The 25,204-nt window shown below is 71.1% G+C and carries 24 protein-coding genes and 2 pseudogenes; 11 read left to right on the top strand and 15 right to left on the bottom strand.

The window, feature by feature from the left end; translation table 11 throughout:
- Positions 1-148: 148 nt before the first annotated feature.
- Positions 149-559 carry an Htur_1727 family rSAM-partnered candidate RiPP gene (locus DJ82_RS04565; RefSeq protein ID WP_094523588.1) on the top strand — a complete coding sequence of 137 codons (411 nt, stop codon included), beginning with the start codon at positions 149-151 and terminating at the stop codon, positions 557-559.
- Positions 556-1,779, top strand: coding sequence for a TIGR04347 family pseudo-SAM/SPASM protein (locus tag DJ82_RS04560; RefSeq protein ID WP_094523590.1), 1,224 nt, complete (start codon positions 556-558; stop codon positions 1,777-1,779). The genes DJ82_RS04565 and DJ82_RS04560 overlap by 4 nt, the downstream gene beginning before the upstream one ends.
- A gap of 36 nt (positions 1,780-1,815) precedes the next feature.
- On the opposite strand, the gene DJ82_RS04555 is transcribed toward DJ82_RS04560, so the two are convergent.
- Complete coding sequence (locus DJ82_RS04555; protein ID WP_094523592.1) at positions 1,816-2,427, bottom strand: helix-turn-helix domain-containing protein; 612 nt, start codon at positions 2,425-2,427, stop codon at positions 1,816-1,818.
- A gap of 199 nt (positions 2,428-2,626) precedes the next feature.
- Entirely contained in the window at positions 2,627-3,670 is a 1,044-nt protein-coding gene (locus DJ82_RS04550; RefSeq protein ID WP_176451163.1) for a cell division protein FtsA, read from the bottom strand.
- A gap of 177 nt (positions 3,671-3,847) precedes the next feature.
- Between DJ82_RS04550 and DJ82_RS04545 the strand changes: the two genes are divergently transcribed.
- Positions 3,848-4,681 (top strand): geranylgeranylglycerol-phosphate geranylgeranyltransferase, encoded by an 834-nt coding sequence (locus tag DJ82_RS04545; RefSeq protein ID WP_094581200.1) that lies wholly within the window; start codon positions 3,848-3,850, stop codon positions 4,679-4,681.
- A 107-nt stretch (positions 4,682-4,788) separates the two neighbouring features.
- Here DJ82_RS04545 and yciH read toward each other — a convergent pair whose 3' ends face one another.
- From yciH to DJ82_RS04525, 5 genes and pseudogenes are all read right to left on the bottom strand, one after another.
- Positions 4,789-5,082: a stress response translation initiation inhibitor YciH gene (gene yciH, locus DJ82_RS04540; RefSeq protein WP_004596695.1), complete on the bottom strand. Its 294-nt coding sequence runs from the start codon at positions 5,080-5,082 to the stop codon at positions 4,789-4,791.
- Positions 5,083-5,214: 132 nt separating this feature from the next.
- Positions 5,215-7,512, bottom strand: coding sequence for a DUF3488 and DUF4129 domain-containing transglutaminase family protein (locus tag DJ82_RS04535; RefSeq protein ID WP_394338187.1), 2,298 nt, complete (start codon positions 7,510-7,512; stop codon positions 5,215-5,217).
- A 351-nt stretch (positions 7,513-7,863) separates the two neighbouring features.
- A pseudogene (locus DJ82_RS14920) lies at positions 7,864-8,622 on the bottom strand (DUF58 domain-containing protein); the annotation flags it as partial.
- 72 nt (positions 8,623-8,694) lie between these two features.
- Positions 8,695-9,684: a MoxR family ATPase gene (locus DJ82_RS04530; protein WP_094523598.1), complete on the bottom strand. Its 990-nt coding sequence runs from the start codon at positions 9,682-9,684 to the stop codon at positions 8,695-8,697.
- A gap of 343 nt (positions 9,685-10,027) precedes the next feature.
- Positions 10,028-11,398 (bottom strand): dihydroorotase, encoded by a 1,371-nt coding sequence (locus tag DJ82_RS04525; protein ID WP_094581163.1) that lies wholly within the window; start codon positions 11,396-11,398, stop codon positions 10,028-10,030.
- A gap of 84 nt (positions 11,399-11,482) precedes the next feature.
- Between DJ82_RS04525 and DJ82_RS04520 the strand changes: the two genes are divergently transcribed.
- From DJ82_RS04520 to serS, 3 genes are all read left to right on the top strand, one after another.
- A complete protein-coding gene (locus tag DJ82_RS04520) occupies positions 11,483-11,992 on the top strand; it encodes a hypothetical protein (protein ID WP_094581199.1) in 510 nt (169 codons plus the stop codon).
- 55 nt (positions 11,993-12,047) lie between these two features.
- The gene (locus tag DJ82_RS04515; protein ID WP_094527164.1) at positions 12,048-12,284 is read left to right on the top strand and encodes a hypothetical protein; all 237 of its coding nucleotides are present in this window, start codon (positions 12,048-12,050) and stop codon (positions 12,282-12,284) included.
- Positions 12,285-12,418: 134 nt separating this feature from the next.
- A complete protein-coding gene (serS, locus tag DJ82_RS04510) occupies positions 12,419-13,789 on the top strand; it encodes a serine--tRNA ligase (protein ID WP_094523608.1) in 1,371 nt (456 codons plus the stop codon).
- A 47-nt stretch (positions 13,790-13,836) separates the two neighbouring features.
- Here the strand turns inward: serS and DJ82_RS04505 are convergent, their stop codons facing one another.
- Both DJ82_RS04505 and DJ82_RS04500 read right to left on the bottom strand, forming a co-directional pair.
- A complete protein-coding gene (locus DJ82_RS04505) occupies positions 13,837-14,046 on the bottom strand; it encodes a hypothetical protein (protein ID WP_094523610.1) in 210 nt (69 codons plus the stop codon).
- 111 nt (positions 14,047-14,157) lie between these two features.
- A complete protein-coding gene (locus DJ82_RS04500; RefSeq protein ID WP_094581162.1) occupies positions 14,158-14,760 on the bottom strand; it encodes an LURP-one-related/scramblase family protein in 603 nt (200 codons plus the stop codon).
- Positions 14,761-14,974: 214 nt separating this feature from the next.
- Between DJ82_RS04500 and DJ82_RS04495 the strand changes: the two genes are divergently transcribed.
- Entirely contained in the window at positions 14,975-15,682 is a 708-nt protein-coding gene (locus DJ82_RS04495) for a universal stress protein (protein ID WP_158217277.1), read from the top strand.
- Between the two features lie 111 nt (positions 15,683-15,793).
- Here DJ82_RS04495 and endA read toward each other — a convergent pair whose 3' ends face one another.
- Positions 15,794-16,978 (bottom strand): tRNA-intron lyase, encoded by a 1,185-nt coding sequence (endA, locus tag DJ82_RS04490; protein ID WP_094523616.1) that lies wholly within the window; start codon positions 16,976-16,978, stop codon positions 15,794-15,796.
- A 135-nt stretch (positions 16,979-17,113) separates the two neighbouring features.
- On the opposite strand from endA, the pseudogene DJ82_RS04485 reads away from it, so the two are divergent.
- Positions 17,114-19,395, top strand: a pseudogene (locus DJ82_RS04485) (AAA family ATPase).
- 3 nt (positions 19,396-19,398) lie between these two features.
- Positions 19,399-20,373, top strand: a complete 975-nt coding sequence (locus DJ82_RS04480) for a rhomboid family intramembrane serine protease (RefSeq protein ID WP_094581160.1) — start codon at positions 19,399-19,401, stop codon at positions 20,371-20,373.
- A 24-nt stretch (positions 20,374-20,397) separates the two neighbouring features.
- Here DJ82_RS04480 and DJ82_RS04475 read toward each other — a convergent pair whose 3' ends face one another.
- Complete coding sequence (locus DJ82_RS04475; protein WP_241881415.1) at positions 20,398-20,913, bottom strand: CopG family ribbon-helix-helix protein; 516 nt, start codon at positions 20,911-20,913, stop codon at positions 20,398-20,400.
- A 25-nt stretch (positions 20,914-20,938) separates the two neighbouring features.
- The gene (locus DJ82_RS04470) at positions 20,939-21,316 is read right to left on the bottom strand and encodes a PadR family transcriptional regulator (protein ID WP_241881414.1); all 378 of its coding nucleotides are present in this window, start codon (positions 21,314-21,316) and stop codon (positions 20,939-20,941) included.
- Between the two features lie 230 nt (positions 21,317-21,546).
- Between DJ82_RS04470 and DJ82_RS15460 the strand changes: the two genes are divergently transcribed.
- Complete coding sequence (locus tag DJ82_RS15460; RefSeq protein ID WP_254921890.1) at positions 21,547-21,675, top strand: hypothetical protein; 129 nt, start codon at positions 21,547-21,549, stop codon at positions 21,673-21,675.
- A gap of 2 nt (positions 21,676-21,677) precedes the next feature.
- Here DJ82_RS15460 and DJ82_RS04465 read toward each other — a convergent pair whose 3' ends face one another.
- Entirely contained in the window at positions 21,678-22,331 is a 654-nt protein-coding gene (locus DJ82_RS04465; protein ID WP_094581159.1) for an HAD family hydrolase, read from the bottom strand.
- Between the two features lie 89 nt (positions 22,332-22,420).
- Positions 22,421-22,789, bottom strand: a complete 369-nt coding sequence (lwrS, locus tag DJ82_RS04460; RefSeq protein ID WP_094523624.1) for an LWR-salt protein — start codon at positions 22,787-22,789, stop codon at positions 22,421-22,423.
- A 64-nt stretch (positions 22,790-22,853) separates the two neighbouring features.
- Here lwrS and uppS point away from each other — a divergent pair, with 64 nt between their 5' ends.
- The gene (uppS, locus tag DJ82_RS04455) at positions 22,854-23,825 is read left to right on the top strand and encodes a polyprenyl diphosphate synthase (RefSeq protein WP_094581158.1); all 972 of its coding nucleotides are present in this window, start codon (positions 22,854-22,856) and stop codon (positions 23,823-23,825) included.
- Positions 23,826-23,836: 11 nt separating this feature from the next.
- Here uppS and DJ82_RS04450 read toward each other — a convergent pair whose 3' ends face one another.
- On the bottom strand, positions 23,837-25,078 hold the full coding sequence (locus DJ82_RS04450; RefSeq protein ID WP_094558110.1) for an RNA-guided endonuclease TnpB family protein: 1,242 nt from the start codon (positions 25,076-25,078) through the stop codon (positions 23,837-23,839).
- Positions 25,079-25,204: the final 126 nt, after the last annotated feature.

The following is a 25,204-nucleotide window of genomic DNA, read 5'->3' as shown; positions in this document are numbered from 1 at the left end:
TGCGCGCCGCGCTCGCGGAGTCGACCGCAAATCGCGGTTTGCTATATCTTCATGCGGTTTATTTTTTTGTGTCCGAACGTGTTCGGGCGGGTTTCGCCCCCGTGAGAACGCGCGAAACCGAGTTCTGGGGGTCGTTCGTACGCCGAGTATGGTCGAGAAGACGGACCGAACCGCCGGAGCGGGGGGCCCACGCTCGGCGGACGGCCGGCGCTTCGAGGTGTTCGTCCGGGAGGAAGAGGCGGATCCGCTCCGTCACGTCGGCACCGTCGCGGCGCCGACGCCGGACGTCGCTCACGAGGAGGCGAGCAAGCTCTTCGCCTGGTACGCCCGCGACGTGTGGGTCTGCCCCGCCGAGGAGACGCACCGCTACTCCGCCGAGTCGCTGGCGGCGGACGAGCGGTCCGGCGACGAGTCGGCCTCACGTGACGACGCGAGCGACGAACCGCGCGTGTACGAGGAGACCGAGGGGACGCCCACCGTCGCCTGCGGCAGCGCACCGGTCGAGAACGACTCGGACCCCGCACGCGAGGACGAGACGGCCCCGGAGGGAGACCGATGATCTCCGTCAGCAAGCTCCTCTGCGGGCTCGACGCCGAGAGCGACGGGCTCCGGTACGACGCCGCGGGGGACTCGAAGAAGCCGCAGATAACCGATGACAAGCAGCGCCGCCCGGTCGTCGTCTGGAACACGACGAAGCGGTGTAACCTCTACTGCGAACACTGCTACGCCGCGGCCGATCGGGAGGGGGCGCCGAACGAGCTGTCGACGGCGGAGGGGAAGGCGCTCATCGACGACCTCGCCGAGTTCGGCGTCCCGGTGCTCCTCTTCTCCGGCGGGGAGCCGCTCGTCCGCGAGGACCTCCCGGAGCTCGTCTCGTACGCCGACGACGCCGGGATCCGACCCGTCCTCTCGACGAACGGGACCCTGCTCACCCGCGAGAACGCCCGAGAGCTGAAGGCGGCGGGACTCAAGTACGCCGGCGTCTCCGTCGACGGGCTCCCCGAGCGCAACGACCGGATCCGGGGAGAGGAGGGGGCGTTCGACGCCGCCGTCCGCGGGATCGAGGCCTGTCTCGACGTCGGGCTCAAGACCGGGCTTCGCTACACGATCACCGAGCACAACGTCGACGACCTCGCGGGCGTCGTCGACCTCCTCGTCGACGTCGGCGTCGACCGCTTCTGCTTCTACCACCTCGACTACGGCGGGCGGGGCGCCGAGATCGCGGACGTGGACCTGAGCCCGGAGGCGACCCGGAAGGCGGTCACGGACCTCTGTGACCTCACCCGCGAGTACCACGCCGCGGGCGAGGAGATCGAGACGCTGCTCGTCGGCAACTACGCCGACGCCGGTCACCTCGTCGAGTACGCCGACCGGGAGATCGGCACGGACCGCGCCCGGCTCATCCACGAGCACCTGCGGCGCAACGGCGGCGACCCGACCGGCGAGCGCGTCGCCGACGTCGACCCCGTCGGCAACGTCCACCTCACGCAGTTCTGGCAGGGGTACTCCCCCGGCAACGTCCGGGACCGCTCGTTCGGCGCGATCTGGTCGGACGAGTCGAACCCGCTCCTCGCCGGGCTCCGCGACCGCGAGGAACGGCTCACCGGGCGGTGCGCGGACTGCGCGTACAAGGAGGTCTGTCGGGGCGGCTCGCGGCTCCGCGCCCTCTCGGCGCACGGCGACCCGTTCGCGCCCGATCCGAAGTGTTACCTCACGGAGGCGGAGCGCGACGGCGCGGAGGCGTTACGGCGGATCCGCGGCGAATCGGCGGCGGACTGACCCGACGGGACTCGGGAACCCCTCGGTGATCGGCGGTCAGTCGTCGACTCCCTCGAAGGCGTCCGTGACGAGCTTCGCCTGCGCGGACCGGAGCCGCTGCGAGAGCGCCGACTTGCTGATCTCCAGCTCGCCGGCGAGCTCGCCGAGGGAGACGTCGGCGGCGTCGTCGAAGTAGCCGCGGACGACGGCGAGCTCCATCCCCTCGCGCTGCTTCGGGGTGAGCGCGGAGAGGTCGACGGTCGCCTGCTCGGTCGGTTCGGGACCCGCGACCACGGCGAGCCGGAGCAGCCGCACGCGGTCGAGCGTCTCCCTGAGCGTCGCGACCACTTCGCGGACGGCGTCGCGGTCGTCGACGTACGTCGTGACCGACACCGTCCCCTCGTCGACCCGTCGCACGCGGGGGACGTAGCCGAACTCCTGGAAGACGCGACAGAGGCAGTCCTCGCTGATCTGGCCGCGCGCGCGGCGGATCCCCTCCTCGCCCGGCGGTTGCACTTCGACCGTACACTCGTCGCCGACCGCGTTGACGGTGACGTCGGACGCGCGCTCCGACTGCGAGACGATCGGGCAGTCCCACTCGTCGGACGGGTCGACCTCGAGGTCGACGCGGAGCCGTCGGTCGCCGTCGTCACCCGCGACTTCGACCATGCGGTCGATCGGTCGGCCGTCGGCTTAGGCGTTCGGCGCGTCCTCACGGATCAAAAAAGCGGGACCGCGCGGCGGGGGCGGACGGCGAGGGTAGCTCGGAGCCGGGACGGTCCGGTCAGTTCTCGGAGCCGGGGACCGTCCGGTCAGTTCTCGGAGCCGGGGACCGTCCGGTCAGTTCTCGGAGCCGGGGACCGTCCGGTCAGTCCTCCGACTCGGGCGCGGCTTCCTCCGCCGCGGGCTCCCCTGCGCTCTCGTCGGCCGCCTCGCCCTCCTCGGAGCGGGCCGCGACCAGCGCGCCGCTGGCGACGCTGTACATCGGCTCCTCGGCCGAGCGCACGCCGCTGATCGAGAACGGGATGCTCGCGTCCTCGAGGTGGTCGGCGAACAGGTCCTTGAACCCGTTCGGGCTGGAGGTGCCGCCGGTGACGACGACGGGGACGTCGAGCCCCTCCTCGACGTCCTCCTCGTCGACCTCGCGGCTGATGTTCTCGATGACGTAGTCGAGCAGGTTCTCGTAGTAGATGGCGAGCGCGCCCTCGACGCCGCCGACGTCGGTGCGGAAGTCGAGCTCGAAGTCGTCCTCCTTGATGCTCGTCACCTTGTCGACGGGCGTCCCCGTGGCCTGCGACGTCTGCTCGTCGATCCAGTCGCCACCGCGGGCGATGGAGAACTTCATGACGGGCACCGCGTAGTAGGCGAGACAGACGTTGGTCATCCCCGCGCCGAAGCTGATCCCGAGCCCGGTGAAGTTGTTGTCCGCGAGCTCGGAGTAGATGACCGCCATCCCCTCGTTGATCGGCTCGGGGTCGTACCCCATGTCGCCGAGCATCGACTCCAGCGTCTTCTCGTGGTACAGCGTCGTGAGCCCGGAGTCGATCGGGTCGGCCGGGCTGGAGTAGAAGAGGCGCTCGTTCGGCTTCGAGGGCTCGCCGACCACCTGCTCGGTGATGAGCTTGATCATCGGGATCGCGGAGGCCTCGTCGCTGGATAAGATTCCGTGTTGCATCGGGCGACGCGTCTCCTTGTTGAAGATGTTCGCGAAGTTGAGCGCGTCGTCGCCGACGACGTACACCTTGTCGTCCTTGCGGATGTGGAGGACGTCGCTGCGAGAGAGCATCTGCTCTGCCATGTCGCTGTACTCGATCTCGACGAACGAGTTCCGCTGCTGTACGAACACCGTCTCCGCGCCTTCCTGTCGTCCGGAGAGGATGTTCATCGTGCCGACGTCCAGGCCTTTAGCCATACACGTCCGTATCATTGCACACTTCATAAACGTTCGTGGCCGATTCCGAGCCGAGAGAATCGCGGCCGCGCCGCGGGCACCCGCGGTGGCCCGAGCCCGCTACGGCCTCCGGCCGCCGCGACCCCCGACTCGAATCCCGGGTCGTTTATGTGCCGCGCCGCGGTGATGCGAGACGACGTGAACGACACAGCGCGCGGGGTCGCGGAGCTGGCGCGGCCGGCGAACTGCGTCGCCGCCGCGGTCCTCACGGGGACGGGCGCGTTCGTCGCCGGCGCCGCGGGCGCCGTCGTCCCCACGGCCGTCGCCGCGGTCGTCACCGCGTTCGCGGTCGCCGCGGGCAACGCGATCAACGACTACTTCGACCGCGACATCGACGCCGTCAATCGGCCCGACCGCCCGATCCCGCGCGGCGCCGTCTCGGCGCGGGGGGCGCTCGGCGTCGCCGCCGTCTGGTTCCTCGTCGCCGTCGCGTTCGCGGCCCTCCTGCCGCCGCTGGCGATCGCCATCGCCGCGGTCAACCTCGTCGCGCTCGTCACCTACACGACGGTATTTAAGGGGACACCGGGGCTCGGCAACGCCCTCGTCTCCTACCTCGTCGGCTCGACGTTCCTGTTCGGCGGCGCCGCGGTCGGGGAGCCGGCGGCCGTCGCCGTCCTCGCGCTCCTGGCCGGGCTCTCGACGTTCACCCGCGAGGTGATCAAAGACGTCGAGGACGTGGCCGGCGACCGCGAGGAGGGGCTCCGCACGCTCCCGATCGCGGTCGGCGAGGACCGCGCCCTCTGGATCGGCACCGGCGCGCTCCTCGTCGCCGTCGCGGCGAGCCCGGTCCCGTACTTCACGGGCACCTTCGGCGGCGTCTACCTCCTGCTCGTCGCCGTCGCCGACGCGGTCATGCTGTACGCCTGCTACGAGGGGTTCGCCGACCCGACGACCGCGCAACGGCGGTTCAAGTACGGCACCTTCCTCGCGGCGGCCGCGTTCGTCGTCGGCCGGGTGGCGCTCCTCGTTTAAAAGGCCGGTCGGAGAGCGCCTCGGCTCACGGCGCCGCGGCTCGCCGGACGGGGTCGTTCGAAGAACCGAATCCGTGTATCGCTCGACGGCGGACGGTCAGGTGACGGTCACGCGACGTTGAAGCCCTTGTCGCGGAGGAAGTCCTCCACGCGGCCCGAGTGGTTCCCCTGCAGCTCGATGGCGCCGTCCTCGACGGTGCCGCCGCAGGCGAACTTCGACTTGAGATCCGACGAGAGGGAACTCAGGTCGACGTCTTTCGGGTCGAATCCTTCGATGACCGTTACCTCCTTACCGTACCTGCGCTCGTCGATGCGGATGCTGATCTGCTGGGACTCCTTCGCGACGTCCTCGCAGACGCAGAGTTCCTGGGGCAGTCCGCACGTCGAGCAGACTTCCGACATTACAGCCGAACTTACAGGGTGACCGTATTAAATAGTGTCGGGAGTGCGGCCGCGTCGGATGTCCGTCGCCCGTTCTTTCGGGCCAGCGACCGGATCGAGCACGCGAATGGGGGTCGGCGCCGCTCGGCCGCCTCAGTCGAACAGCCGCCCGAGAACCGGCGTCGCCTCCAACGCGAGCCGCCGAACGGTCCGGCGCGCCTCGTCCGCCTCCGCGCGCGTCACCGTCCCGGCGTACGTCGCCCGCTCGTACGTCTCCCCGACGGCGAGCGCCCGCTCGTCGAGGCCGCGGAGCCGGAGCGCGTCGAGGTAGGCCCGCGGGGTCTCCCCGGCGCGCCGCTCGCGGTAGCGACGGCCGAGCAGGTACTCGAGGTCGGCGAACGCGCGCCGGGCGTCCGTGGCCGGATCGGAACTGACCCACGGAAGGCGGAGGCGCGCGGCGCGGCGCGCGCGCCTGCCGACGCCGAAACGGCGGGCGCCGGTGACGCCGATGACGGCCGCGACCAGCCAGTAGGCGACGGTCTCGCGCGACGGGATCGGGGAGCCGTCCCCGCTCGGCCGCGCCTCGCCGCCGACGGCGCCGCGGGTGAGCCCCTCCTGTCTCGCTCCGACGGCGGTGTCGCCGGGCGCGGCGGCGTCGGCCGCGTCGCCGCCGGTCGCCGCCGTCCCGTTGCTGTCGTTCGGCACGTCGGCCGTCGTCGACGACGGGTCATTGACGCCGGCCTCGGGGACGATCGACGGCGCGCCCCGAGCGGGTTCGGAGGCCGGGACGTCCACGTCCTCGTCGCCCGCGGCGCGCGCGTCGGCGAGGCGCGCGGTCCGGGTCTCCTCGCGCTCGGCCGCGGGCGTCGGGTCGAAGGTGACCCAGCCGTGGCCCGGGAAGTACGCCTTGACCCACGCGTGGGCGTCCTGGCCGCGGACGACGTACCGGTCCTCGCCGATCCGCTCGCCCTCCGAGTAGCCGGTGACGAACTGCGCCGGGATCCCCTGCGATCGCAGCATCGCGGTCATCGTCGTCGCGAAGTAGACGCAGTAGCCGGCGTCCATCTCGAAGAGGAACGCGTCGGCCACGTCGCCGTCGGGCTTCCGGACGGTCAGCGAGTACTCGTACTCCTCGCGCAGGTAGCGCTCGATCGCGACGGCCCGGTCGTACGGGGTCTCCGCGTTCGACGCCGCGATGATCTCCTCGGTGCGCTCTCCGACGCGGTCGGGGGTGCTCTCGGGGAGCTGGGTGTACCGCTCCTCGATCGCGGGGTCGTAGTCGGTGCCCGCGCTCCGGAGCGCGGCGGGGTCGGCGTCGGGCACCCGGCTCTCGACCGTGACCGACTCGCCCGCTCCCAGCGGCTCGGCGAGCCGGAGCGTCCCGTGCTCGTCCACCCGTGCGGTCTGGGCGGCGGGCCCCCGCACGTCGACCGCCTGCCACGGCGCCGGCAGCGACGGCGACTCCGTCTCGGCGGTGATCGTGACGTTCACGCGCGTCGCGTTGCCCGGGGGCCCGTCGAGCGGTCCGTCGAGCGGCGACTGCTCGCCGGACCGCACCCAGCCGTCCCCGGTGTAGGTGTCGTAGGCGCCGGCGTGCCAGTTCGCCGCCACCGGACTCTCGATCGTGTAGCGCACCTCGGGCGAGAGCCGCGTCGGGCCGACGACCTCGACCTCGTCGTCCGCCTCGATCGACGACTCCAGCGTCGGGGTGCCGCGGTCGATCCCCCAGGGCTGGGCCGCGCCGGCCGGCAGCAGGGTGAGCGTCGCGCTCACGAGGACCATCGCCGCCAAGACCGCGGCGAGGGTGTCGCCGTGGTCCCGGATCCCGCCCGGCATCGACAGCGTCGAGAGGCCGGCGGCGAGCGCGACGCCGACGACGCCGACGAGCGTGGTCGTCCCGCCCGCGTCGCCGGTGAGCACGAGGAAGGCCAGCGTGCCGCCCGCGGCGCCGGCGGCCGCGACGTGTCGCCCGCGGCCGACGAGGTAGCCGACGAGGAACGTCGGCACCGGCGCGACCGCGAGGACCCAGACGTCGGCGAGCGCGAGGCGGAGGATGGAGAGCCCGGTCAACAGCGAGACCACGTCGATCGCGACGCGCCGGACCGAGAACAGCGCGCGTTGACTCTCGGGGATCGCGAAGTAGTACCCCGCCAGCGTCGCGGCGAACAGGACGACCGTCAGGCGGAGCGCCGCGCGCTCGCCGACGTACCGCGCGAGGAGGAAGCCCGCGGCGCCGGCGACCCGCGACCTGCGACGCGCCCCGCGTCGACGCCGCCCACGACCGTCGGTCGCGGCGAGGAACACCGAGAGGTAGGCGGCGTGACCGACCGCGACGCCGAGGACAGGCGGTCGACGACCGCCGCCAGCCGCCGCGAGGTCGCCGTCCGCCGGGGCTCTCCCCTCGTCCGACCCGCTCCAGGCCGCCGAGCGGCGGCCCTCATCGGCGATCACCTCGCTCCGGTCCGCGGACGGCGCCCCGCCGGGCGCGGTCTCTCCGGCCCCGCCGTCGTCGGCGACCGCAGCGCCGGAGCCGTCGTCCGGGGGACCGGTCGCCGCCTCGTCGACGCTCGTCTCGCCGTCGCCCGCCCCGCGGACCGTCGCCCCGGCCACTTCGTCGAACGCGACCGCCCGGTCGCCGACGCGGTACCGGGCGCCGCGCTCGTCGGCGACGACGCGCACGTCAGCCTCGTCGTCGCCGACCGTGCCGGGACGCGTCCGCGCGGCCAGTTCGAGCACCGCCCGTCGCCCCCGCGCGCCCGGGTCCGCCGAGACCTCGCCGTTGGGGAGCGTCAGGTCCACCGGCACGCCGTCGTCAAGCAGCGCGAGCGCGAGGCTGGCGGCCGCGCTCGCGAGGTCGTCGGCGGGATTTCGGTCGCTCCCGCGTTCGGTTTCCCTCGCCGTCCCCGCGCCTTCGCCTCCGGCCTCGCCGGCGATCGCCACGCGGCCGCGCTCGGTCTCCGCGGCGAACGCCTTCACCACGATCTCGCCGTGCTTCGCGGTCGCGGGCCAGTGGACGTCGCGGAGGGGGTCGCCCCGCGCGTACTCGCGCAGGCGGTCGAACTCCTCTCGCCGCCGGCTCGCTCCGACGGCGTCGTCGGCGTACAGTGCCCGGCGGAACCACGTCGGGATCTCGCGGCACGCCGGGTACGCGAGGGTCGCGTCGAACGACTCGATCACCGCCTGCCGCTCGAAGAGCCCGAAGACGTCGCTCGCGGTCACCGTGACGGGGCCGAACTCCCGCTCGCCTCGGCGCAGGTAGCGGACGCGGTACGTCGCCGGCGCGTCGCCGACGGAGGTGCGGACCGGCTCCGTCGGCCCCTCCAGCCCGTCGTCGAGCGCGTCGGCGACGTCGGCGACGTACGTCGGCGACAGCTCGCCCGCCCCCCGGGAGTGGAACGAGAGCCGCACCTCGCCGGTCTCGCCGACGAACCCTTCCGGCGGGAGGCTCCGCCTGGCCGCCGGCTCCTCGATCCGGGCGAGCTGGACGTACCCGGCCGCGAGCGCGACGGCGCTCGGCAGGACGACCGCCTCGATCGACCGCCCGCTCGCGGCCAGCGCCATGCCGACGCCGACGACGCAGACCGCGACGACGACGCGGCCCCGTCGGGTGAGGGTCGGCGACGGCACGAGAGATCACTCCACGCTCGTCCGGTTCAGCGCGTCTTCGACCACCTGTTCCCCGTCGGTCCCGGAGTCGGAGCGGACGCGGTGCGCGAACACGGTCGGCGCCTCGGTCTGGACGTCGTCGGGAATCACGTACCCGCGGCCGTCGAGCGCGGCCCGCGCCTGCGCGGTCCGGAGCAGCGCGAGGCTCCCCCGCGGACTGACCCCGAGCCGGGCGTTCTGCCGCGTGTACGTCGCCAGCCGCGCGACGTACTCGCGGACGGGTTCTGTCGCGTCGACGTCGGCGACGGCGACCCGGGCGCGCCGGACCTCCTCGATCGACGCGACCGGCTCCACGGCGTCGACGGGGTGGTCGCCCGCCATCCGGCCGATGATCTCGGCCTCCTCCTCGGTGCTCGGGTAGCCGAGCCGGATCTTCTTCGTGAACCGGTCGACCTCCGCCACCGGGAGCTCGTACGTCTGCCCGGGCTCGACGTCGTTCTGGGTGGCGATCACGCAGAACGGGTCCGGGAGGGCCCGCGTCTCCCCGTCGGTCGTCACCTGTCCCTCCTCCATCGCCTCCAGCAGGGCCGACTGCGTCTTCGGCGGCGCCCGGTTGATCTCGTCGCCGAGGACGACGTTGGCGAACACGGGTCCGGGCTGGAACTCGAACTCGTCCGTGCGCTGGTTGAACACGTTGACGCCGGTGACGTCGGCGGGGAGGAGGTCCGGGGTGAACTGGACGCGCTTGAACGAGCCGTCGATCGAGCGCGACACCGCCTTCGCGAGCGTCGTCTTCCCGACGCCAGGCACGTCCTCCACGAGGAGGTGCCCGCGGGCGAGGACCGTGACCACGACGTGCTCGATCGCCGCCCGCTTCCCGACGATCACCGCCTCGACGTTGTCGACGACGCGCTCCGCGAGCGCGGCGACCTCGTCGAGCGCCATCGGGGGACGCTCAGGCTCTCCCGTTCCGTCGGCGTCGACGCCTGCCGGACCGGTCTCCGCGGCGTCAGTCATGTCGGGGTCCCTTCCGCGGCGCCCCGACCGAGTCGTCCGATATCATCCGTCGGTACGCCGGTCTCGCTATCGCCTCCCGTGCCAAGGCTACCCACGACCATCGATATGGCCCCGCTTAGGATAGCAACGGCATATGCGTTCCGCCGGGCGGCACCGGCCGTACACGTCCGGTCCCGGTCGGTCCGGCGCCCGTTCGGACCGCGTCTCTCGGACGACGACTCCCGGACTGCGGCTGTCCGAACTGCGACTCCCGGACTGCGGCTGTCCGAACCGCGATTCCCGGACTGCGGCTGTCCGAACTGCGACCCCCGGACTGCGGCTGTCCGAACTGCGACTGGCCGAACTACGACACTCGGACGTTCCGCCCGGCCGCCTCGCCGAACGACTCCGCGCCCGTCACGGGGTCGCGCTCGTAGACGACCTCGCCGCGGACGAGCGTCAGCTCCGGGAAGACGCCCTGCAACCCCTCGAACGGCGTCCAGCCGCAGGCGCTGTGAAGCGCTCCCGCCTCGATCTCGCGCGGGTTCGTCAGGTCGACGAGGACGAGGTCGGCGTCGGCGCCCTCGGCGACTCGCCCCTTGGCCTCGACCCCGAAGATCGACGCTGGGTTGGCGGCGACGACGTCGCGGACGCGTTCCAGCGTCAGCTCCCCCCTGCGCACGGACTCCAAGAGGAGCGGGTACAGCGTCTCCACGCCCGGGACGCCGCTCGCCGCCTCCGCGAGGCCCTGCCGCTTCTCCGCGACGGTGTGGGGCGCGTGGTCGGTGGCGACGACGTCGACGTCGCCGTCGCGGAGGCGCTCGAACACCCCGGCCCGACGCTCCTCGGAGCGGAGCGGCGGGTTCATGCGGCCGAACGTGCCGAGTCGGCCGGCGTTCTCGCGCGAGAGGAACAGGTGGTGCGGGGTGACCTCGCAGGTGGGCGGAGCGGCGCCCGCCGTCGCGTCCGCGTCGTCGCCCGTCTCGGACTCACGGGCCGCGACGACCGCGTCGATCCCCTCCGGCGTCGACGTGTGGGCGATATGCACCTGCGCGTCGCTCTCGGCGGCCGCGCCGAGGGCGCGCTCGACCGCGGCGACCTCCGCCTCGGCGGTCCGGTAGGCGGACCACGCGTCGGCGTCGGCCGCGGTGCCGACGCCGCCGAGGTCGCCGGCGAGCGCGCCGTCGTCGAACAGCGTCTCGTCCTCCGCGTGGACCGTGACGGGGACGTCGCGGGCGGCCGCCTCGGCGAGCGCCTCCTCGAACAGGTCGACGGCGATCCCCATGTCGCCGGTCGAGTCCGCGAGGAACACCTCGCCGAGCGCGAACAGGGGCCGTTCGAAGAGGCTCTCCGGGTCCCAGTCGGCGGTGACGCCGCCGTTGATCCCGTAGTCGACGAGCGAGTCGGCGGCGAGGTCGGCCTTCCCGTCGAAGGCGTCGCCGTCGACGGTCGGCGGCGAGGTGTTCGGCTGGTCGACGACGGTGGTCACGCCGCCCGCGGCCGCGCGCCGCGAGCCGGAGGCCCACGTCTCCTTGTGGCTCCCGCCCGGCTCGCGGAAGTGGACGTGGGCGTCGACGGCGCCGGGCAGGAGGTGTCGCCCGCGCGCGTCGACGACGCGCTCGCCGGGGTCCGGGTCGAGCCCCGCGTTCGTCGGCTCGACCGCGTCGACGGTTCCGTCTCGAACATGGACGTCGCGGACCCGCCCGTCGGCGAGCTCCGCACCGGAGATGAGCATGGGTACGCGCTCGCGGCCCGACGCTTAAACCGTGGTGATCCGCGCCACCACAAAGCGTTTGACACGTCCGCCGAGAGTCCGCTCATGGCCCTCGGTCCCCTCGGCGTCGCCGGCGTCCCCGCGGTCGTCGACACGCTGATCGCCTGGCTCTCACTGATCGCGCTGTTCGCCCTCCCCGGACTCGTCGCCGCCGTCTGCTGGACCCCCTTCCTGCTCTCGGCGCGGTTCCGGGCGCTGTTCCGCACGCTCCCGCCGGCGGGGCGGCCGGTCCCCTCGTACGTCGGCGTCGCGCTCGCGCTCTCGGTCCCGTACCTCGCCGGCGTCGTCCTCACCGTCGCGCTCGTCGGCGAGGCCGGTCCCGGCTGGAGCGAGGGGTTCCTCGACACCGCGCTGTTCGGCGGGATCGTCGTCGGCTTCGTCGCCCCGGCGGTCGCCGCGGCCAGGCTCCCGCGGCTCGGCGTGGACTGGGACCCGACCGGGTACGGCCCCTCCACGTGGGCGCTCCTCGTCGCCGCCGGGCTGTGGTACGCGGTCGTCGCCGCGGTGCCGCTGGTCGCGCTCGCGGTCGGCATGGCGCTGCCGGGCGGGTACTGACGGCGCGTCCGTCGAAACCGTAAGATTTTGATGAGCCGTGGGACAGTATTTCGACATGTTCCCCGCACCCTTCCGACTGTTCTTCGTCGCCGTCCCCCTCCTCGTCGCCGTCGGCGCGCTGGCGATGGCCGCGTTTCCCCGCCGGATGACGAGCTGGCAGGCCCACGGTCCCGACGGGACGACGCGGATCGAGCCGAGCGAGACGCGGATTTTGCTGATGCGGATCATGGGCGTCGTCGTCGCCGGACTCGCGCTCCTCATGGTGGTCGCGAACTTCGCGTTCATCCCCTGAGACGCCGACCGCCGCCGTTCGCCCCCGCGAGCTCCGCCCTCGGGGACCCTCCGTCGAGACCGCTCCCGCGATCCGTGCCAACCGATGCCGACGCTCCGATACGGTTTTGGGTCGTCCCGCGGAATCCCCGACAAATGCTGTCTCGACAGTTCGTCCGGGAAAACCCAGAGGTCGTCCGCGAGGCGCTAGCCAACAAGGGCGTCGACGTGGACCTCGACCGGATACTCGACGTCGACGAGGAGTGGCGGGAGCTGAAACAGCGCGGGGACGACCTGCGCCACGAGCGCAACGAGGTCTCCTCGACGATCGGCGAGCTCAAACAGCGCGGCGAGGAGGAGGCGGCCCAAGAGGCGATAGAGCGCTCCCAGGAGCTGAAGGCCGAACTCCAGGACGTCGAGGAGCGCGCCGAAGAGCTGGAGACGGAACTGGAGGCGTCACTGCTCGAACTCCCGCAGGTCCCGCAGGACTCCGTCCCCGTCGGCGCCGACGAGTCTGAGAACGTCGAGCGCCGCCGCGAGGGGTTCGACGACCTCCGGGAGCTCCCCGACGACGTGGAACCTCACTACGACCTCGGCGAGGAGCTGGAGATCCTCGACTTCGAGCGCGGCGCGAAGGTCGCCGGCGCCGGCTTCTACGTCGCGAAGGGCGACGGCGCCCGGCTGGAGCACGCGCTGATCCAGTTCATGCTGGACGTCCACCGCGAGCAGGGGTACGAGGACGTGTTCCCGCCGATTCCCGTCAATTCGGCGTCGATGCGCGGCACCGGACAGCTCCCGAAGTTCACCGAGGACGCCTACCGGGTCGAGGGGTCGAACGAGGAGGCGTACGACGACGACGACCTCTGGCTGCTCCCGACGGCGGAGGTGCCCGTCACGAACCTCCACCGCGACGAGATCCTGCTCGGTGAGGACCTCCCGCTGAAGTACCAGGCGTACACGCCGAACTTCCGGCAGGAGGCGGGCGAGCACGGCACCGAGACGCGCGGGATCGTCCGCGTCCACCAGTTCAACAAGGTGGAGATGGTGAACTTCGTCCGGCCCGAGGAGAGCGACGAGCGCTTCGACGGCCTCGTCGACGAGGCCGAGGAGGTGCTGCGCCGCCTCGAACTCCCCTACCGCATCTTGGAGATGTGCACCGGCGACCTCGGGTTCACGCAGGCGAAGAAGTACGACATCGAGGTGTGGGCGCCCGCCGACGACATGGACGAGGGCCCCGCCGAGGGCGGCCGCTGGCTGGAGGTCTCCTCGGTCTCCAACTTCGAGGACTTCCAGGCGCGCCGCGCCGGGATCCGCTACCGCGAGGAGCACCACGAGTCGGCGGAGCACCTCCACACGTTGAACGGCTCCGGGCTCGCGGTCCCGCGGATCGTCGTCGCCATCCTGGAGTACTACCAGAACGACGACGGCACCGTCACCGTCCCCGAGGCGCTCCGCCCGTACATGGGCGGCACCGAGGTCATCGAGGGCCACGACGCGGTCGGCGAGTCGAAGCTGGGCGGGGAGTAGGCGGCGCGTCGCGTCTCGGTCGCCGCGGAAGGGGCGCCGGGGCGGACTCAGCCTCGCTGTGGGGGGACGCCGAGCTCCCCGTTCCACGCGTAGTAGCCGATCGTGACGGCCGCCATCACGAACCCGGTCGCCACGCCGAGCGGAATACTCCCCTCGGCGACGTACGATACGGCGGCGAAGACCGCACAGAACGCCGCGACGTACACGGTCGACTGCCGGAGGGCCAGCGACCGGTCGAACGACTCGGGCAGCTGCATGGGCTGACGCTCGGCGCATCCGAGTATAGCTCTTTCCTCTCCGGACGGCGTGGTGACGACGGTTCCGACGCGGTTCGCACGACCGCCCGAGCGACCCCGGTCGCCGGGCGCCTACTGGTTCTCTAAGGCGTCGAGGATGCACGCGGCGGCGACGACCGCCTCCTTCGGCACGTCGCTCGCGTCGTCGATGGTGACCGTGTAGGCGTCCCGCAGCGAGAACTTCCCTTCGATGTCGCCGACGTGGCCGCCGTCGGCGTCGAATATCTCGTACTTGTTCGGGACGAGGTTCGCGACCGAGATCAGATGCCGGAGCGCCGCCATCGGCTTGCTCTTCGACTTGATGGTCGCCAGCGCCTCCCCCGTCTCGGGGTCGCGGATCGTCCAGTTCTCGACGAACAGCGAGTAGTCCTCGTCGAGGACGACGACCTCCTCGCCGGTGCCGGAGTCGACGATCGCGTAGCTGCCGCCGATGTCGATGACGCCGCCCGCCTTCACCGAGAAGGCGTCGTCGCCGTCGCCGGTGACGAACGGGAACTCCTCTTTCAGCTTGAACATCTTCTGTTTCCCGCGTAAGACGACGTTTCCGGCCCCGTCGCGAACGGTGTACTTGTTCCGGATCGCCGACTGCTTCACCTCGTAGCGGTCGCCGCTGAGGTCGACGGTGGAGATGTCGTAGGCGTCCGAGTCGGAGGGGAACACGGAGTACTCGCTCATGGGCGGCAAGAGAGTCAGGCGTCGGAAAACGGTTCCGCTCGGTTCGCTCGGACGGAGCCGGTCGCCTGCGCCGTCCCGGCCGACCTGGCCCCATCCAGCCATGCGATCCGAACGCTCATCTAATACGGTTAAGAAGTCTTTTGAAGGACAAACACAACGACCTTCTCGTTTTTCCACACAAAATTATTACCGGATCGAATCTGTATGGCCAAATATGGAGCACCCGAACGTTCTCGTGTTCGTCGAATTCCCCGACCCCGACATCCCGACGACGGGCTTCCTCAAGGGCTTCAAATATCCGGACGCCGAGGTGGTCGGCTTCTACCACCTCGACGACGGGGAATCGCCCGAGGAGGCGCGGGCCGAACGCGGGGACGAATTCACGTCGGAGCTCGAAGAGATAGCCGAGCGGTTCGAGCGGGAGGGCGTCCGCGCCGACCACGACCTCGTGTTCGGTCACGACAGAGTGGCGGCGCGACAACAGATCGTCGAGCGAGACGCCGTCGACGCGATCCTCCTCCCCGGAGCGGCGAACACGCTCGGGAAAGTGCTGATAGCGGCCCGCAGTCTGCCGAACGCGGAGCGGAAGGCCACGCTGCTCGACATCGTCGCGGAGGACGAACTGCTGTCGGTCGATCTCGTCCACATCGCCGACCCCGACGACCCGGATGGCGAATCGGAGGGCCAGCGGATCCTGAAGCAAACGGCGTCGGCGCTCGCCGACGCCGGCGTTCCGGAGATGCGGATCAACCGGACCGTCCGGACGGGAACCGACGTGGCCTTCGAACTGAGTCAGGCGGCTCGGGGGTACGACCTCATCGTCTTGGGCGAAACGGAGCGCGACCTCGGCGACCGGATCTTCGGCCCCATCGGCGAGTACATCGTCGACGAGCGTGACGTCCCGGTGTTAATCCTCCGGTGATCGGCGTCGGCCTTCGGGCCGGTCGGCGGTCCCGGCTCGGTGCGTGGATCCGGTCGAGGAGGACCCGGACGGACGCCAGAGATCGACGCGACACCGGTTCCCGGGGGGCGCTCAGGGAGTCAGACGGACGATCGAGAGCCACTCCACTTCGGCGGCGGCCGCGGCCTCGCTCGCGTCGCCGGCCGCCACCCGGTCCTCGTTGCCCGCCGCCGTCAGCGCGAACACCATCTCCTTGCGGACGCCGCCCGCGAGCCGCACGTCGAGCGAGAGCTCGCGGGGCGAGAACCGGTGGTCGGCGTCGACGACCCGCACGAGGTGCTCGGAGTGCGGCAGGTCCTCGACCGTCTCCACGTCGAGGTACGTCCGGAAGTCGGCGCCGAACTTGAAGCCGGTCTTCGGGACGGCGTCGGCCGCGCGGAGGCGCCTGTACACGGCGAGCCGGCGGTCGAACCGCTCGCCCTCGACGTCGCGGCCGCGGGCGACGACCGCGGCCGCGGGGCCGTCCGGCGCCGTCCCGTCCGCGGTGCCGCCGCCGGAGCTCGCTCCCGCCGCCCCCACCGACGCCGACAGCGACAGGACGCCGTCGGCGGCGAGCGACGCGGCCTCGACCAGGGAGAGCTGGAGCGCCCCCTCGACCGCCGCCGCGCGGCCGGTGAGCGGCTGGCCGTAGAAGCCGCGCTCGTAGAGGGGATCGGGGGCGTCCCAGACGACGACGCGGTCCGAGAGGAGGACCCCGTCGAGGCGCTCCGGGGGCTCGTAGTCGGTCGCGCCCTCGATCCGGCCCGCGGTCGCCGCGAAGTAGGTGATGTCGGACTCCTCGTCGACGACCGCGAGGGTGCGGCCGGCGAGCCCGGCGGCGGGCAGGGACTCGCGCTCGCCGACGACCTGCACCGGGTACTCCACGTTCCCCGTGTCGGGCGTCGAGCCGCGCTCGTAGGCGACGAAGTCGACCGCGTCGGGCACGGCCGCGGTCCCGCCGGGCCAGGGGTCCCGGGCGGGCGAGAGGTAGAAGCCGCGGTCGCGGAGGTCCGAGTAGACGAGGTAGCGCACCGCGAACCGGTCGGCGGCGGCCGCGCTCTCGACGAAGAATCGCTCGAATCCGACCGGGTCGGCGTCGGGGGCGAGGGCGACGCCGGAGAGGTCGCCGCGGAAGAGGAGGTGGGCCGCCTCGACGCGCGAGAGCGCGATCTCGTTCCCGTCGAGCGGCCGGCCGTACCCCCGGGAGTCGTAGAACCGCTGGCGGGCGTCGCCGGCGACCCGGACCGCGTCGCCGCGCAGGTGCCCTGTCGGTTGCATACCCGAAGGCGGGCCCGGACGAGGTAAGGGGGTTGCGGTCGGCGGACGGGTCGACGGCGGGGCGATCCGGTCGGCGACGGCGCTCGTCGCCACCGCCCGGACAAGGGTAAAGGGCGATCGGCGAGTACGGGACCCATGAACGACACCGCAGGCCTCCGGCTCACGGTGCGTGCCGCCGAGAAGCGGGACGCGGGCCGGGGGATAGCCAGGCTCCCCGAACCCGCCCGGAAGCGGCTCGGCCTCCTCAGCGGCGACACCGTCGAGATCCGCGGCGACCGCGTCGCGGTCGCGAAGGTGTGGCCCGGCGGCCCCGACGCGACGGACGGCTCAGTCCTCATCGACGCCGACACCCGCGCGAACGCCGGCGTGAAGGTCGGCGACGCCGTCACCGTCGCGCCAGTCACCGTCGAGGACGCCGACCGCGTCGCCCTCGCCGCGCCCGAGCGGCTCGCCGACGTCGACGTGAGCCGCGAGGTGGTCGAGCGCGCGCTCTCCCGCGACCTCCGCGACCGCCCCGTCACCGAGGGCGAGGCGGTCCACGTCGAGCGGCTCGGCGGGCTCCGGTTCGTCGTCGCCGAGACGAGCCCGGCCGGCACGGTGCGCGTGACGAACCGGACCGACGTCTCGGTGACGTACGGGGACGGCGAGGGCGACGGTCCCGCGCGCTCCGAGGGCCGCGACGGCGCTCGCGGCCGAACCGACGCCGACCGGGGCGACCGGAGTGACCCGGACCGCCGACAGACCGGCGGGTCGGTCGGCTCGGGCGGGGACGCGGCTCCCGGACGCCCCCCGCCGGCGGCGAGAGCGGCCCGCCCGCCGAGCACACCGCGGGCGCGACCTACGAGGACATCGGCGGGCTCGACGAGGAGCTGGAGCTGGTGCGCGAGACGATCGAGCTCCCCCTCTCCGAGCCCGAGGTGTTCACTCGGCTCGGCATCGACCCGCCGAAGGGGGTCCTGCTGCACGGCCCGCCGGGCACGGGGAAGACGCTGATCGCCCGCGCCGTGGCCAACGAGGTCGACGCCGAGTTCATCACCGTCGACGGTCCGGAGATCATGTCGAAGTACAAGGGCGAGTCGGAGGAGCGTCTCCGGGACGTGTTCGAGCGCGCGAGCGAGACCGCTCCCGCGATCATTTTCTTCGACGAGATCGACTCGATCGCGGGCAAGCGCGACGACGGCGGCGACGTGGAGAACCGCGTCGTCGGCCAGCTGCTCTCGCTGATGGACGGGCTCGACGCCCGCGGCGACGTGATCGTCATCGGGGCGACGAACCGGGTCGACACCCTCGATCCCGCGCTCCGACGCGGCGGCCGGTTCGACCGCGAGATCGAGATCGGCGTCCCCGGCGAGGCCGGCCGGCGACAGATCCTCGACGTCCACACGCGCCGGATGCCCCTCGCCGACGACGTTGAGTTAGACCAGATCGCGAGCCGGACGCACGGCTTCGTCGGCGCCGACATCGAGGGGCTCGCGCAGGAGGCGGCGATGACGGCGCTGCGCCGCGCCCGCGAGTCGGACGAGCGGGCGCTCGACGACGTGACCGTCTCGAAGGCCGACTTCGAGGCCGCTCACGCTAACGTCGAACCGAGCGCGATGCGGGAGTACGTCGCCGAGCAGCCGACCACCGACTTTACCGACGTCGGAGGGTTGCCGGAGGCCAAAGAGAAGTTAGAGCGCGCCGTCACGTGGCCGCTGACGTACGGCCCGCTGTTCGACGCCGCCGACGCCGACCCGCCGACGGGCGTCCTGCTGCACGGCCCCCCGGGCACCGGGAAGACGCTGCTCGCACGGGCGATCGCCGGCGAGAGCGGCGTCAACTTCATACAGGTCGCCGGCCCGGAGCTGCTCGACCGGTACGTCGGCGAGTCCGAGAAGGCGGTCCGCGACCTGTTCGACCGCGCCCGGCAGGCGGCTCCCGTGATCGTCTTCTTCGACGAGATCGACGCCATCGCGGCCGACCGCGACGGTGCCGGCGGGGACGGCTCCGGCGTCGGCGAGCGCGTCGTCTCCCAGCTCCTGACGGAGCTCGACCGCGCCAGCGACAACCCGAACCTCGTCGTGCTCGCGGCGACGAACCGGCGGAACGCGCTCGATCCGGCCCTGCTCAGGCCGGGGCGACTGGAGACCCACATCGAGGTGCCCGAGCCCGACCGCGAGGCGCGCCGGAAGATCCTCGACGTCCACATCCGCGAGAAGCCGCTCGTGGAGGGGGTCGACCTGGAGCACCTCGCCGACGAGACCGAGGGGTACTCGGGCGCCGAGATCGCCTCGCTGTGCCGCGAGGCCGCGCTGGTCGCCATCGAGCGCGTCGCCGACGAGCACGGCGCGGCCGCGAACGACCACGCCGACGAGGTCGGGATCACGAGCGACGACTTCGCGGCGGCGCTGGAGACGGTGCGGCCCGCGACGCCCTGAGCGATGAGCGCCGAGAGGGGCCCGGGGCGCTCGGACGGCGGCGGTCCGGCGAGCGACGGCGACTCCGCGCCCGAACCGCCCACTCTCCGCGAACTCCTCGCCAGCGTCCGCGCGGCGGTCCGGACGCAGCCCCCGCGGGACCTCTTCCTCCTCGCCGTCCCGTTGCCGGCGCTGCTCGTCGCCGTGAGCCTCACGCCGGGGACCGACGCCTGGCGGCTCTCGCTCGCGACCGGCGGCGTCTTCGAGAGCCGGTGGGCGCTCTGGACCGCGTTCGCGTCGAGCTTCGTCCACGCGAGCCCCGGGCACCTCCTCGACAACCTCGTCAACTACTGGCTGCTCGTCGCAGTCGCGTACCCCCTCTCGGTCGTCGCGGGGTGGCGCGGGCGGCTGCTCGGGATCGCCGCGGTCTACCTGGCGGTCGTCCCGCTCGCGTCCGCGTGGGCGACTATCGTCGCGCTCGGCGGCCTGACGAACGCCCCGACAGCCGGCTTCTCGGACCTGAACAGCGCGCTCCTCGGCTATGTGGTCGTCGTCTGGTTCGCCGCGCTGGCGACGGAGGCGACCGGCGACGAGAGCGACGGACCGACCGAGGCCGACGGCGACGGGTCCGCCGCCCCGGCGGTCGGCGTCGACGCCCGCTGGGCGGTCGTCGCCGCGCTCGGGTCGCTCGCGCTCGCGTACCTCGCCCCGAGCGGCGTCGGCTACTTCCCGTCCCTACCGGCCGTCGGGTCCCTGTTCGCGCTCTGCGCGGCCCTCGTCGCCGCCGGGCTCTACGTCGGCGTCGGCCGCCCGCGGGTGGTCGGGCTCGACCTGCCCCCCGAGCGGGAGCTGCTGTACGTCACCGGCGCGAGCGTCGCCGCCGCCGGGGTGATCGGGTCGCTGGTCATCGTCCCGTTCGGCAGCAACGTGTTCGCGCACCTCGCCGGCTACGCCGTCCGGGTGGCGGTCCCGCTCGTCGGCGTCGTCCTCGACGGGTGAGTCGCGCTCGCGCGCGGACGCCGACTACTCGTCGCCGTGGCCGTGCCCCGATCCCTCGCCGTGGCCGTGCCCCGATCCCTCGCCGCGCTCGCGACCGACGTCGTCGGGGGTCGCCTCGGCGACGGCGTCGGCGCCGAACTCGTCCACCGGCGTCACGCTGTAGTCGACGGTGAGCGTGTCCTTCGTCGCCCGGATCTTCCCGACGAACGCGGATATCTCGTCTAAGCGACCCTCCAGCACGAACAGCTCCATGCAGTAGCGAGAGCCGACGTGGTTGTGGAAGTTGGAGGCGACGAGCCCCTCGTGCTCGTGGCGGAGCCGCATCATCCGCTCTTCGACGCTCGTGGTCTCGTAGTCGAACAGAACCGTCACCACCGCCATCAGCTCCCTGTCCTCCAGCTTGGCGTCCTCGAACTCGCCGAGGAGGTTCCGCGAAGCCTCGCGAACGACCTCGCTGCGCCCCGTGTAGCCGTGTTCGTCCGCGAACCCGTCGATCCGATCGAGCAACTCCTCCGGCATCGAGACGCTGACGACAGTCATGTATTAACCCACGCCGCCGATGTTGTTAATCCTTGAGGTCGGCGTCGTCGTCCGGGGCCGCCCCCGCGACCGATTCCGGTCTCTCCCCCTGGGCCGATTCCGGTCTCGCCCGCTCTGTCGCTCTCGGGACGCCGACGCGCTCGGAGAGCCACTCGTAGTGGTCGAGGAGCGCACGCTCCCCCGCGTCGGTCAGAGCGTACACGTCGGCGATCCCCTCGGTGCGGCGGTCGAGGAAGCCCGACTCCACCAGCGAACGGAGCGTCGCGTAGAAGGAGCCGGGATCGATGCGTTCGTCGTAGTGGTTCTCCAACCGGTTCTTCAGCGACTGCGCCCGCAGCTCGCCGGCGTCGTACAGCAGCGCGCAGAGGTCGCGACGGCGACCGCTGTGGAACCACTTCGTCATGGGTCGGCTAGCGTGCGGCGACTCACGACCGTTTCGGTCGCGGGCGGACGGTTCCAGCGCGTTATACAGCTGGTAGCCATATTAAACTGACCGTACACTCAAATACGCGGCTATATTAAGACATTCACATTCTCTAACAGCGATTCACTTATTATGTGCCACTATATTATGTGTATTAGTGTGTGTTCACGGAAATTACTTATGAGCGAATGCCGCCACCGTGACACACGATGAACCTCGACCGACTGATCTGTCGCCACCGATACGAACGCAAAGCGATAATCATCGATCCCGACGAGGTCGTGGAGGCGTGTGCGAAGTGCGGTACGGAACGCGTTCGACGGATCGCCGGCTCTTGAGGTCACGTCCGCTCGACCAGCTCGTCGAGCCGGTCGACGCGCCGGTCGCCGAGCACGCACCGCCCGCGGTCCGCGTGGCCGACCCGCTCGACGTGAACCGCGTCGAGTCCGGCGTTCCACGCCGCGCCCACGTCGCTCTCGCCGTCGCCGACGTAGTAGCCGCGGTCCCCTCGCGGGTCGACGCCGAGCTCGCGCATCGCCAGCTCGATCGGCGCGGGGTCCGGCTTCCACCCCGTCTCGTCGGTACAGCAGACCACCGCGTCGAACCGACCGTCCAAGTCGACCCTGTCGAGGACGGGCTCGGCGAGGAACCGCTGGCAGTGGGTGACGAGCCCGGTCGGTCCGCCCGCGTCGTCGACGCGGTCGAGCAGTCGAGCGGCGTCGTCGTGGAGGTACGTCGCCTCCGCGCGGGCCGTCGGGTCCTCGACCGCGTGGAACGCGGGCCAGAAGTCGCCCGGGTCGACGCCGAGCTCGCGGAGGGTGTCGCCGCGCGGCCCGCCCAACCCGTGCCAGAGGACGTGCGCCTCGCGGTCGGAGAAGCGCCGGCCGAGCCGGTCGCCGACCCGGTCGAACACCGCGCGGGTGTACGACCACTCCGCGTCGACGAGCGTGCCGTCGAGGTCGAACAGGTGGAAGTCGTAGTCGACGACGGCCATGGGCGCGTCAGTAGAACCCGGACCGATAAGTGCGTTGCGGGGCCGCGGGTGACGGTGCCGCGCCACGCCGGTCGCCCGCCGTCAGGCTCTCACTCTCCCCGCACGTGGATCGACGAGCCGAGGTACTTGCCGAGGGCGGCGTCGACCGAGTCGGCGTTGAACCGGGAGAGATCCGCGGCGACCTCGCGTTTCAGCGCCTCGAGGTACGCCTCGTCGGTCCTGAGCTCCCGGAAGGACGCCTCGGTGACCTCGACGCCGAGGCGGTCGCTCGCGAGGCCTCGGAACGAGGGGTCGTCCCCGATCTCGCCGCGCCAGAGCCGGTCGCGGAAGAACAGCCACCCGTCCGTGCCGGGCTCGCTCGCGGGTATCTCCATCGTCGCCTCGAACCGATCGGGGTCCACCGTCGCTCCGTCCGGGTCGAGCCGGAACGCGACGGCGAACACGTAGGCGGCGTCCATAGACGTCGATATCCGGGATCGGAAGGTAAAAGTACATATCCCTCGGTCGAATTTATCAGAACGTATGCTGGACCGTCTCCGCGGCCTCGGCGAGCGCGCCTACCGGCGCCACCTCCGCCGCGAGATCGAGGACGTGCCGGCTCACGTCGCGATCATCCAAGACGGGAACCGGCGGTACGCCCGCGAGCGCGGCGCCGACGCCCCCGACGGGCACCGCGCCGGCGCCGACACCACCGAGCGGGTGCTCGACTGGTGCGCCGACCTCGGCGTCGCGGAACTGACGCTGTACGCCTTCTCCACGGAGAACTTCGAGCGCCCCGACGAGGAGCTGGCGCCGCTGTTCGACCTGCTGGAGCGCAAGCTCCGGGAGTTCGCCGACGCCGACCGCGTCCACGAACAGGGGGTTCGGGTCCGCGCCATCGGCGACGTCGCCCAGCTCCCGCCGCGCGTCCGCGACGCGGTCGACTACGCCGAGCGCCGTACCGCCGACAACGACCGGTTCAGGTTGAACATCGCGTTGGCGTACGGCGGGCGAACGGAACTGCTCGACGCCGCGCGGACGATCGCCGCGGACGTCGACGCCGGGGCCCTCGACCCGGCCGACGTCGACGTCGAGACCGTCGAGGACCGACTGTACGACCGCCCGGTCCGCGACGTCGACCTCATCGTCAGAACCGGCGGCGACGAGCGCACCTCGAACTTCCTGCCGTGGCACGCGAACGGCAACGAGGCCGCCGTCTACTTCTGTGCGCCGTACTGGCCGGATTTCTCGCAGCGCGAGTTCCTCCGCGCTATCCGGACCTACCAGTCCCGCGAGGAGTCGTGGCAGCGCGCCCGCGCCGAGCGCGCCGTCGCGCTGGTCCGGGCGGTCGCCGAAGTGGAGATCGCCGAGGCCCGGGCCGTCGCCCGACGGCTTCGGGGGCGCGTCCCTCGGCTCGACGGCAACGAGCTCTCCGACGACGCCCTCGGAATCGCCGAGAGCGAGTCGGTCGGACCGGTCGACGGCGACCCCCAAGAGTCGAAGGGCGCGAAGTGAACTACCCTACCCTACTCGCTCACGGCTTGCGCCGTTCGCTCCTTTAGGGTAGGGCTTCCTGTTTCAACGACGCGCTTTGCAGATACAGGCGTATCCACAGAGAGCGCAGTCTCCACAGGCGTTGATTCGGAGTGTCCCACTCCTACGTCTTCGAGACCGCGAGAAAGGATGTTCCACGCCGCGTTCGCGTCCCTGTCCGACTCAAATCCGCAAGCGGGACAGGAGTGTTCACGGACCCACAACGGCTTATCGGTTGAGACGCCGCACGACGCGCACTCCTTGGTCGTCCCTCTCGGGTTGACCGCGACGAAGTGCGTTCTCTCACGCTTGCACTTGTATTCGAGCAACGAGAGGAACGTTCGCCACGCGGCAGATGCCGTGTTGCGGCTGTTCGACGGCGACTCCACCATCCCCTTCACGTTCAAGTCTTCAACCGCCACAAAGTCGTACTCCCGAGCGTAGTAGTTCGAGAGCTTATGTAGGAAGTCACGGCGCTTCCGTCGGAGATCGGCGTGACACTCCGCGACTCGTCGCCGTTGCTTCTCGTAGTTGTTCGACCCATGCTGTTTGCGCGAGAGCTTCCGTTGCTCGCGTTCCAAGCGGTCGCGCTCGTCTGAGAGGTCGAGTGACCCGACAGCCGTACCGTCGGTGTCATGGGCGTACTTGAGAATTCCCACGTCGATCCCGACGCACTTCTCGGGAGTCTCGGGCGGTTCGGGCGGTTCACGGTCCATTTGGACGCCGAACGTGGCGAACCACTCCCCAGTCGGTTCCTTCTTGACCGTGACTTGCTTGAGCTTCGCGTCATCGGGGATGGCGCGGTGGAGCCGAATCGGTATGTCCGCGAGTTTCGAGAGGGACAGCACAGTCTGACCGCCCTTCTTGTCGAGCTTGAAGCCAGATTGACTGTACGTGAAACTGCGGAACTCCCGTGGCGGCTTCCATTTGAGTTGACCGACGCCGTAGCCATCCTCCTTGAGTGCGGAGAGGCCTTTGAGATTGTCGAACAGACGCTCTACGACGGTTTGGAGAACCTTCGAGTACACGTCCGAGAGGCCGTCCCACCACTTCTTGAGGTCGGGGAGTTCCGACCGCAGGGTGGTCATGGACGGCAGTTCGCCGTGTTCGTCTTGGTACTCGTTGAGGCGGTAGAGCGTGTGGTTGTAGAGTTGCCTACAAATGTCTCGGTGGCGGTCCAACTCCTCACGGTGGGCGTCGGACGGCTTGAGACGGTACTTGTAGGCGTAGTACATCCGTTACTCTCGTTTCTCGATGAGTTCGTCCAACTGCTCTCGAACGAACGACGAGAGGTTGAGGTGTTGGTCCTCTATCCACTCGTCTTGGTCCTCCCGGATGGTGATTGTCTTCCGTTTCACCGT

The sequence above is a fragment of the Halorubrum sp. Ib24 genome (assembly GCF_002252745.1).
Taxonomy (GTDB): domain Archaea; phylum Halobacteriota; class Halobacteria; order Halobacteriales; family Haloferacaceae; genus Halorubrum.
This window is presented reverse-complemented; position numbering and strand designations above follow the sequence as displayed.

Excerpts from the sequence above, each read along its gene's own strand:
- DJ82_RS04465 (WP_094581159.1), bottom strand. The coding sequence starts at position 22,331 with ATGGCCGTCGTCGACTACGACTTCCACCTGTTCGACCTCGACGGCACG.
- lwrS (WP_094523624.1), bottom strand. The coding sequence starts at position 22,789 with ATGGACGCCGCCTACGTGTTCGCCGTCGCGTTCCGGCTCGACCCGGAC.
- DJ82_RS04530 (WP_094523598.1), bottom strand. The coding sequence starts at position 9,684 with ATGACTGACGCCGCGGAGACCGGTCCGGCAGGCGTCGACGCCGACGGA.
- DJ82_RS04475 (WP_241881415.1), bottom strand. The coding sequence starts at position 20,913 with ATGACTGTCGTCAGCGTCTCGATGCCGGAGGAGTTGCTCGATCGGATC.
- DJ82_RS04520 (WP_094581199.1), top strand. The coding sequence starts at position 11,483 with ATGGCCCTCGGTCCCCTCGGCGTCGCCGGCGTCCCCGCGGTCGTCGAC.
- DJ82_RS04565 (WP_094523588.1), top strand. The coding sequence starts at position 149 with ATGGTCGAGAAGACGGACCGAACCGCCGGAGCGGGGGGCCCACGCTCG.
- DJ82_RS04500 (WP_094581162.1), bottom strand. The coding sequence starts at position 14,760 with ATGAGCGAGTACTCCGTGTTCCCCTCCGACTCGGACGCCTACGACATC.
- uppS (WP_094581158.1), top strand. The coding sequence starts at position 22,854 with ATGCTGGACCGTCTCCGCGGCCTCGGCGAGCGCGCCTACCGGCGCCAC.
- DJ82_RS04480 (WP_094581160.1), top strand. The coding sequence starts at position 19,399 with ATGAGCGCCGAGAGGGGCCCGGGGCGCTCGGACGGCGGCGGTCCGGCG.
- DJ82_RS04550 (WP_176451163.1), bottom strand. The coding sequence starts at position 3,670 with ATGGCTAAAGGCCTGGACGTCGGCACGATGAACATCCTCTCCGGACGA.
- endA (WP_094523616.1), bottom strand. The coding sequence starts at position 16,978 with ATGCAACCGACAGGGCACCTGCGCGGCGACGCGGTCCGGGTCGCCGGC.
- DJ82_RS04560 (WP_094523590.1), top strand. The coding sequence starts at position 556 with ATGATCTCCGTCAGCAAGCTCCTCTGCGGGCTCGACGCCGAGAGCGAC.
- DJ82_RS15460 (WP_254921890.1), top strand. The coding sequence starts at position 21,547 with ATGAACCTCGACCGACTGATCTGTCGCCACCGATACGAACGCAAAGCG.
- DJ82_RS04495 (WP_158217277.1), top strand. The coding sequence starts at position 14,975 with ATGGAGCACCCGAACGTTCTCGTGTTCGTCGAATTCCCCGACCCCGAC.
- yciH (WP_004596695.1), bottom strand. The coding sequence starts at position 5,082 with ATGTCGGAAGTCTGCTCGACGTGCGGACTGCCCCAGGAACTCTGCGTC.
- serS (WP_094523608.1), top strand. The coding sequence starts at position 12,419 with ATGCTGTCTCGACAGTTCGTCCGGGAAAACCCAGAGGTCGTCCGCGAG.
- DJ82_RS04515 (WP_094527164.1), top strand. The coding sequence starts at position 12,048 with ATGTTCCCCGCACCCTTCCGACTGTTCTTCGTCGCCGTCCCCCTCCTC.
- DJ82_RS04525 (WP_094581163.1), bottom strand. The coding sequence starts at position 11,398 with ATGCTCATCTCCGGTGCGGAGCTCGCCGACGGGCGGGTCCGCGACGTC.
- DJ82_RS04470 (WP_241881414.1), bottom strand. The coding sequence starts at position 21,316 with ATGACGAAGTGGTTCCACAGCGGTCGCCGTCGCGACCTCTGCGCGCTG.
- DJ82_RS04555 (WP_094523592.1), bottom strand. The coding sequence starts at position 2,427 with ATGGTCGAAGTCGCGGGTGACGACGGCGACCGACGGCTCCGCGTCGAC.
- DJ82_RS04450 (WP_094558110.1), bottom strand. The coding sequence starts at position 25,078 with ATGTACTACGCCTACAAGTACCGTCTCAAGCCGTCCGACGCCCACCGT.
- DJ82_RS04505 (WP_094523610.1), bottom strand. The coding sequence starts at position 14,046 with ATGCAGCTGCCCGAGTCGTTCGACCGGTCGCTGGCCCTCCGGCAGTCG.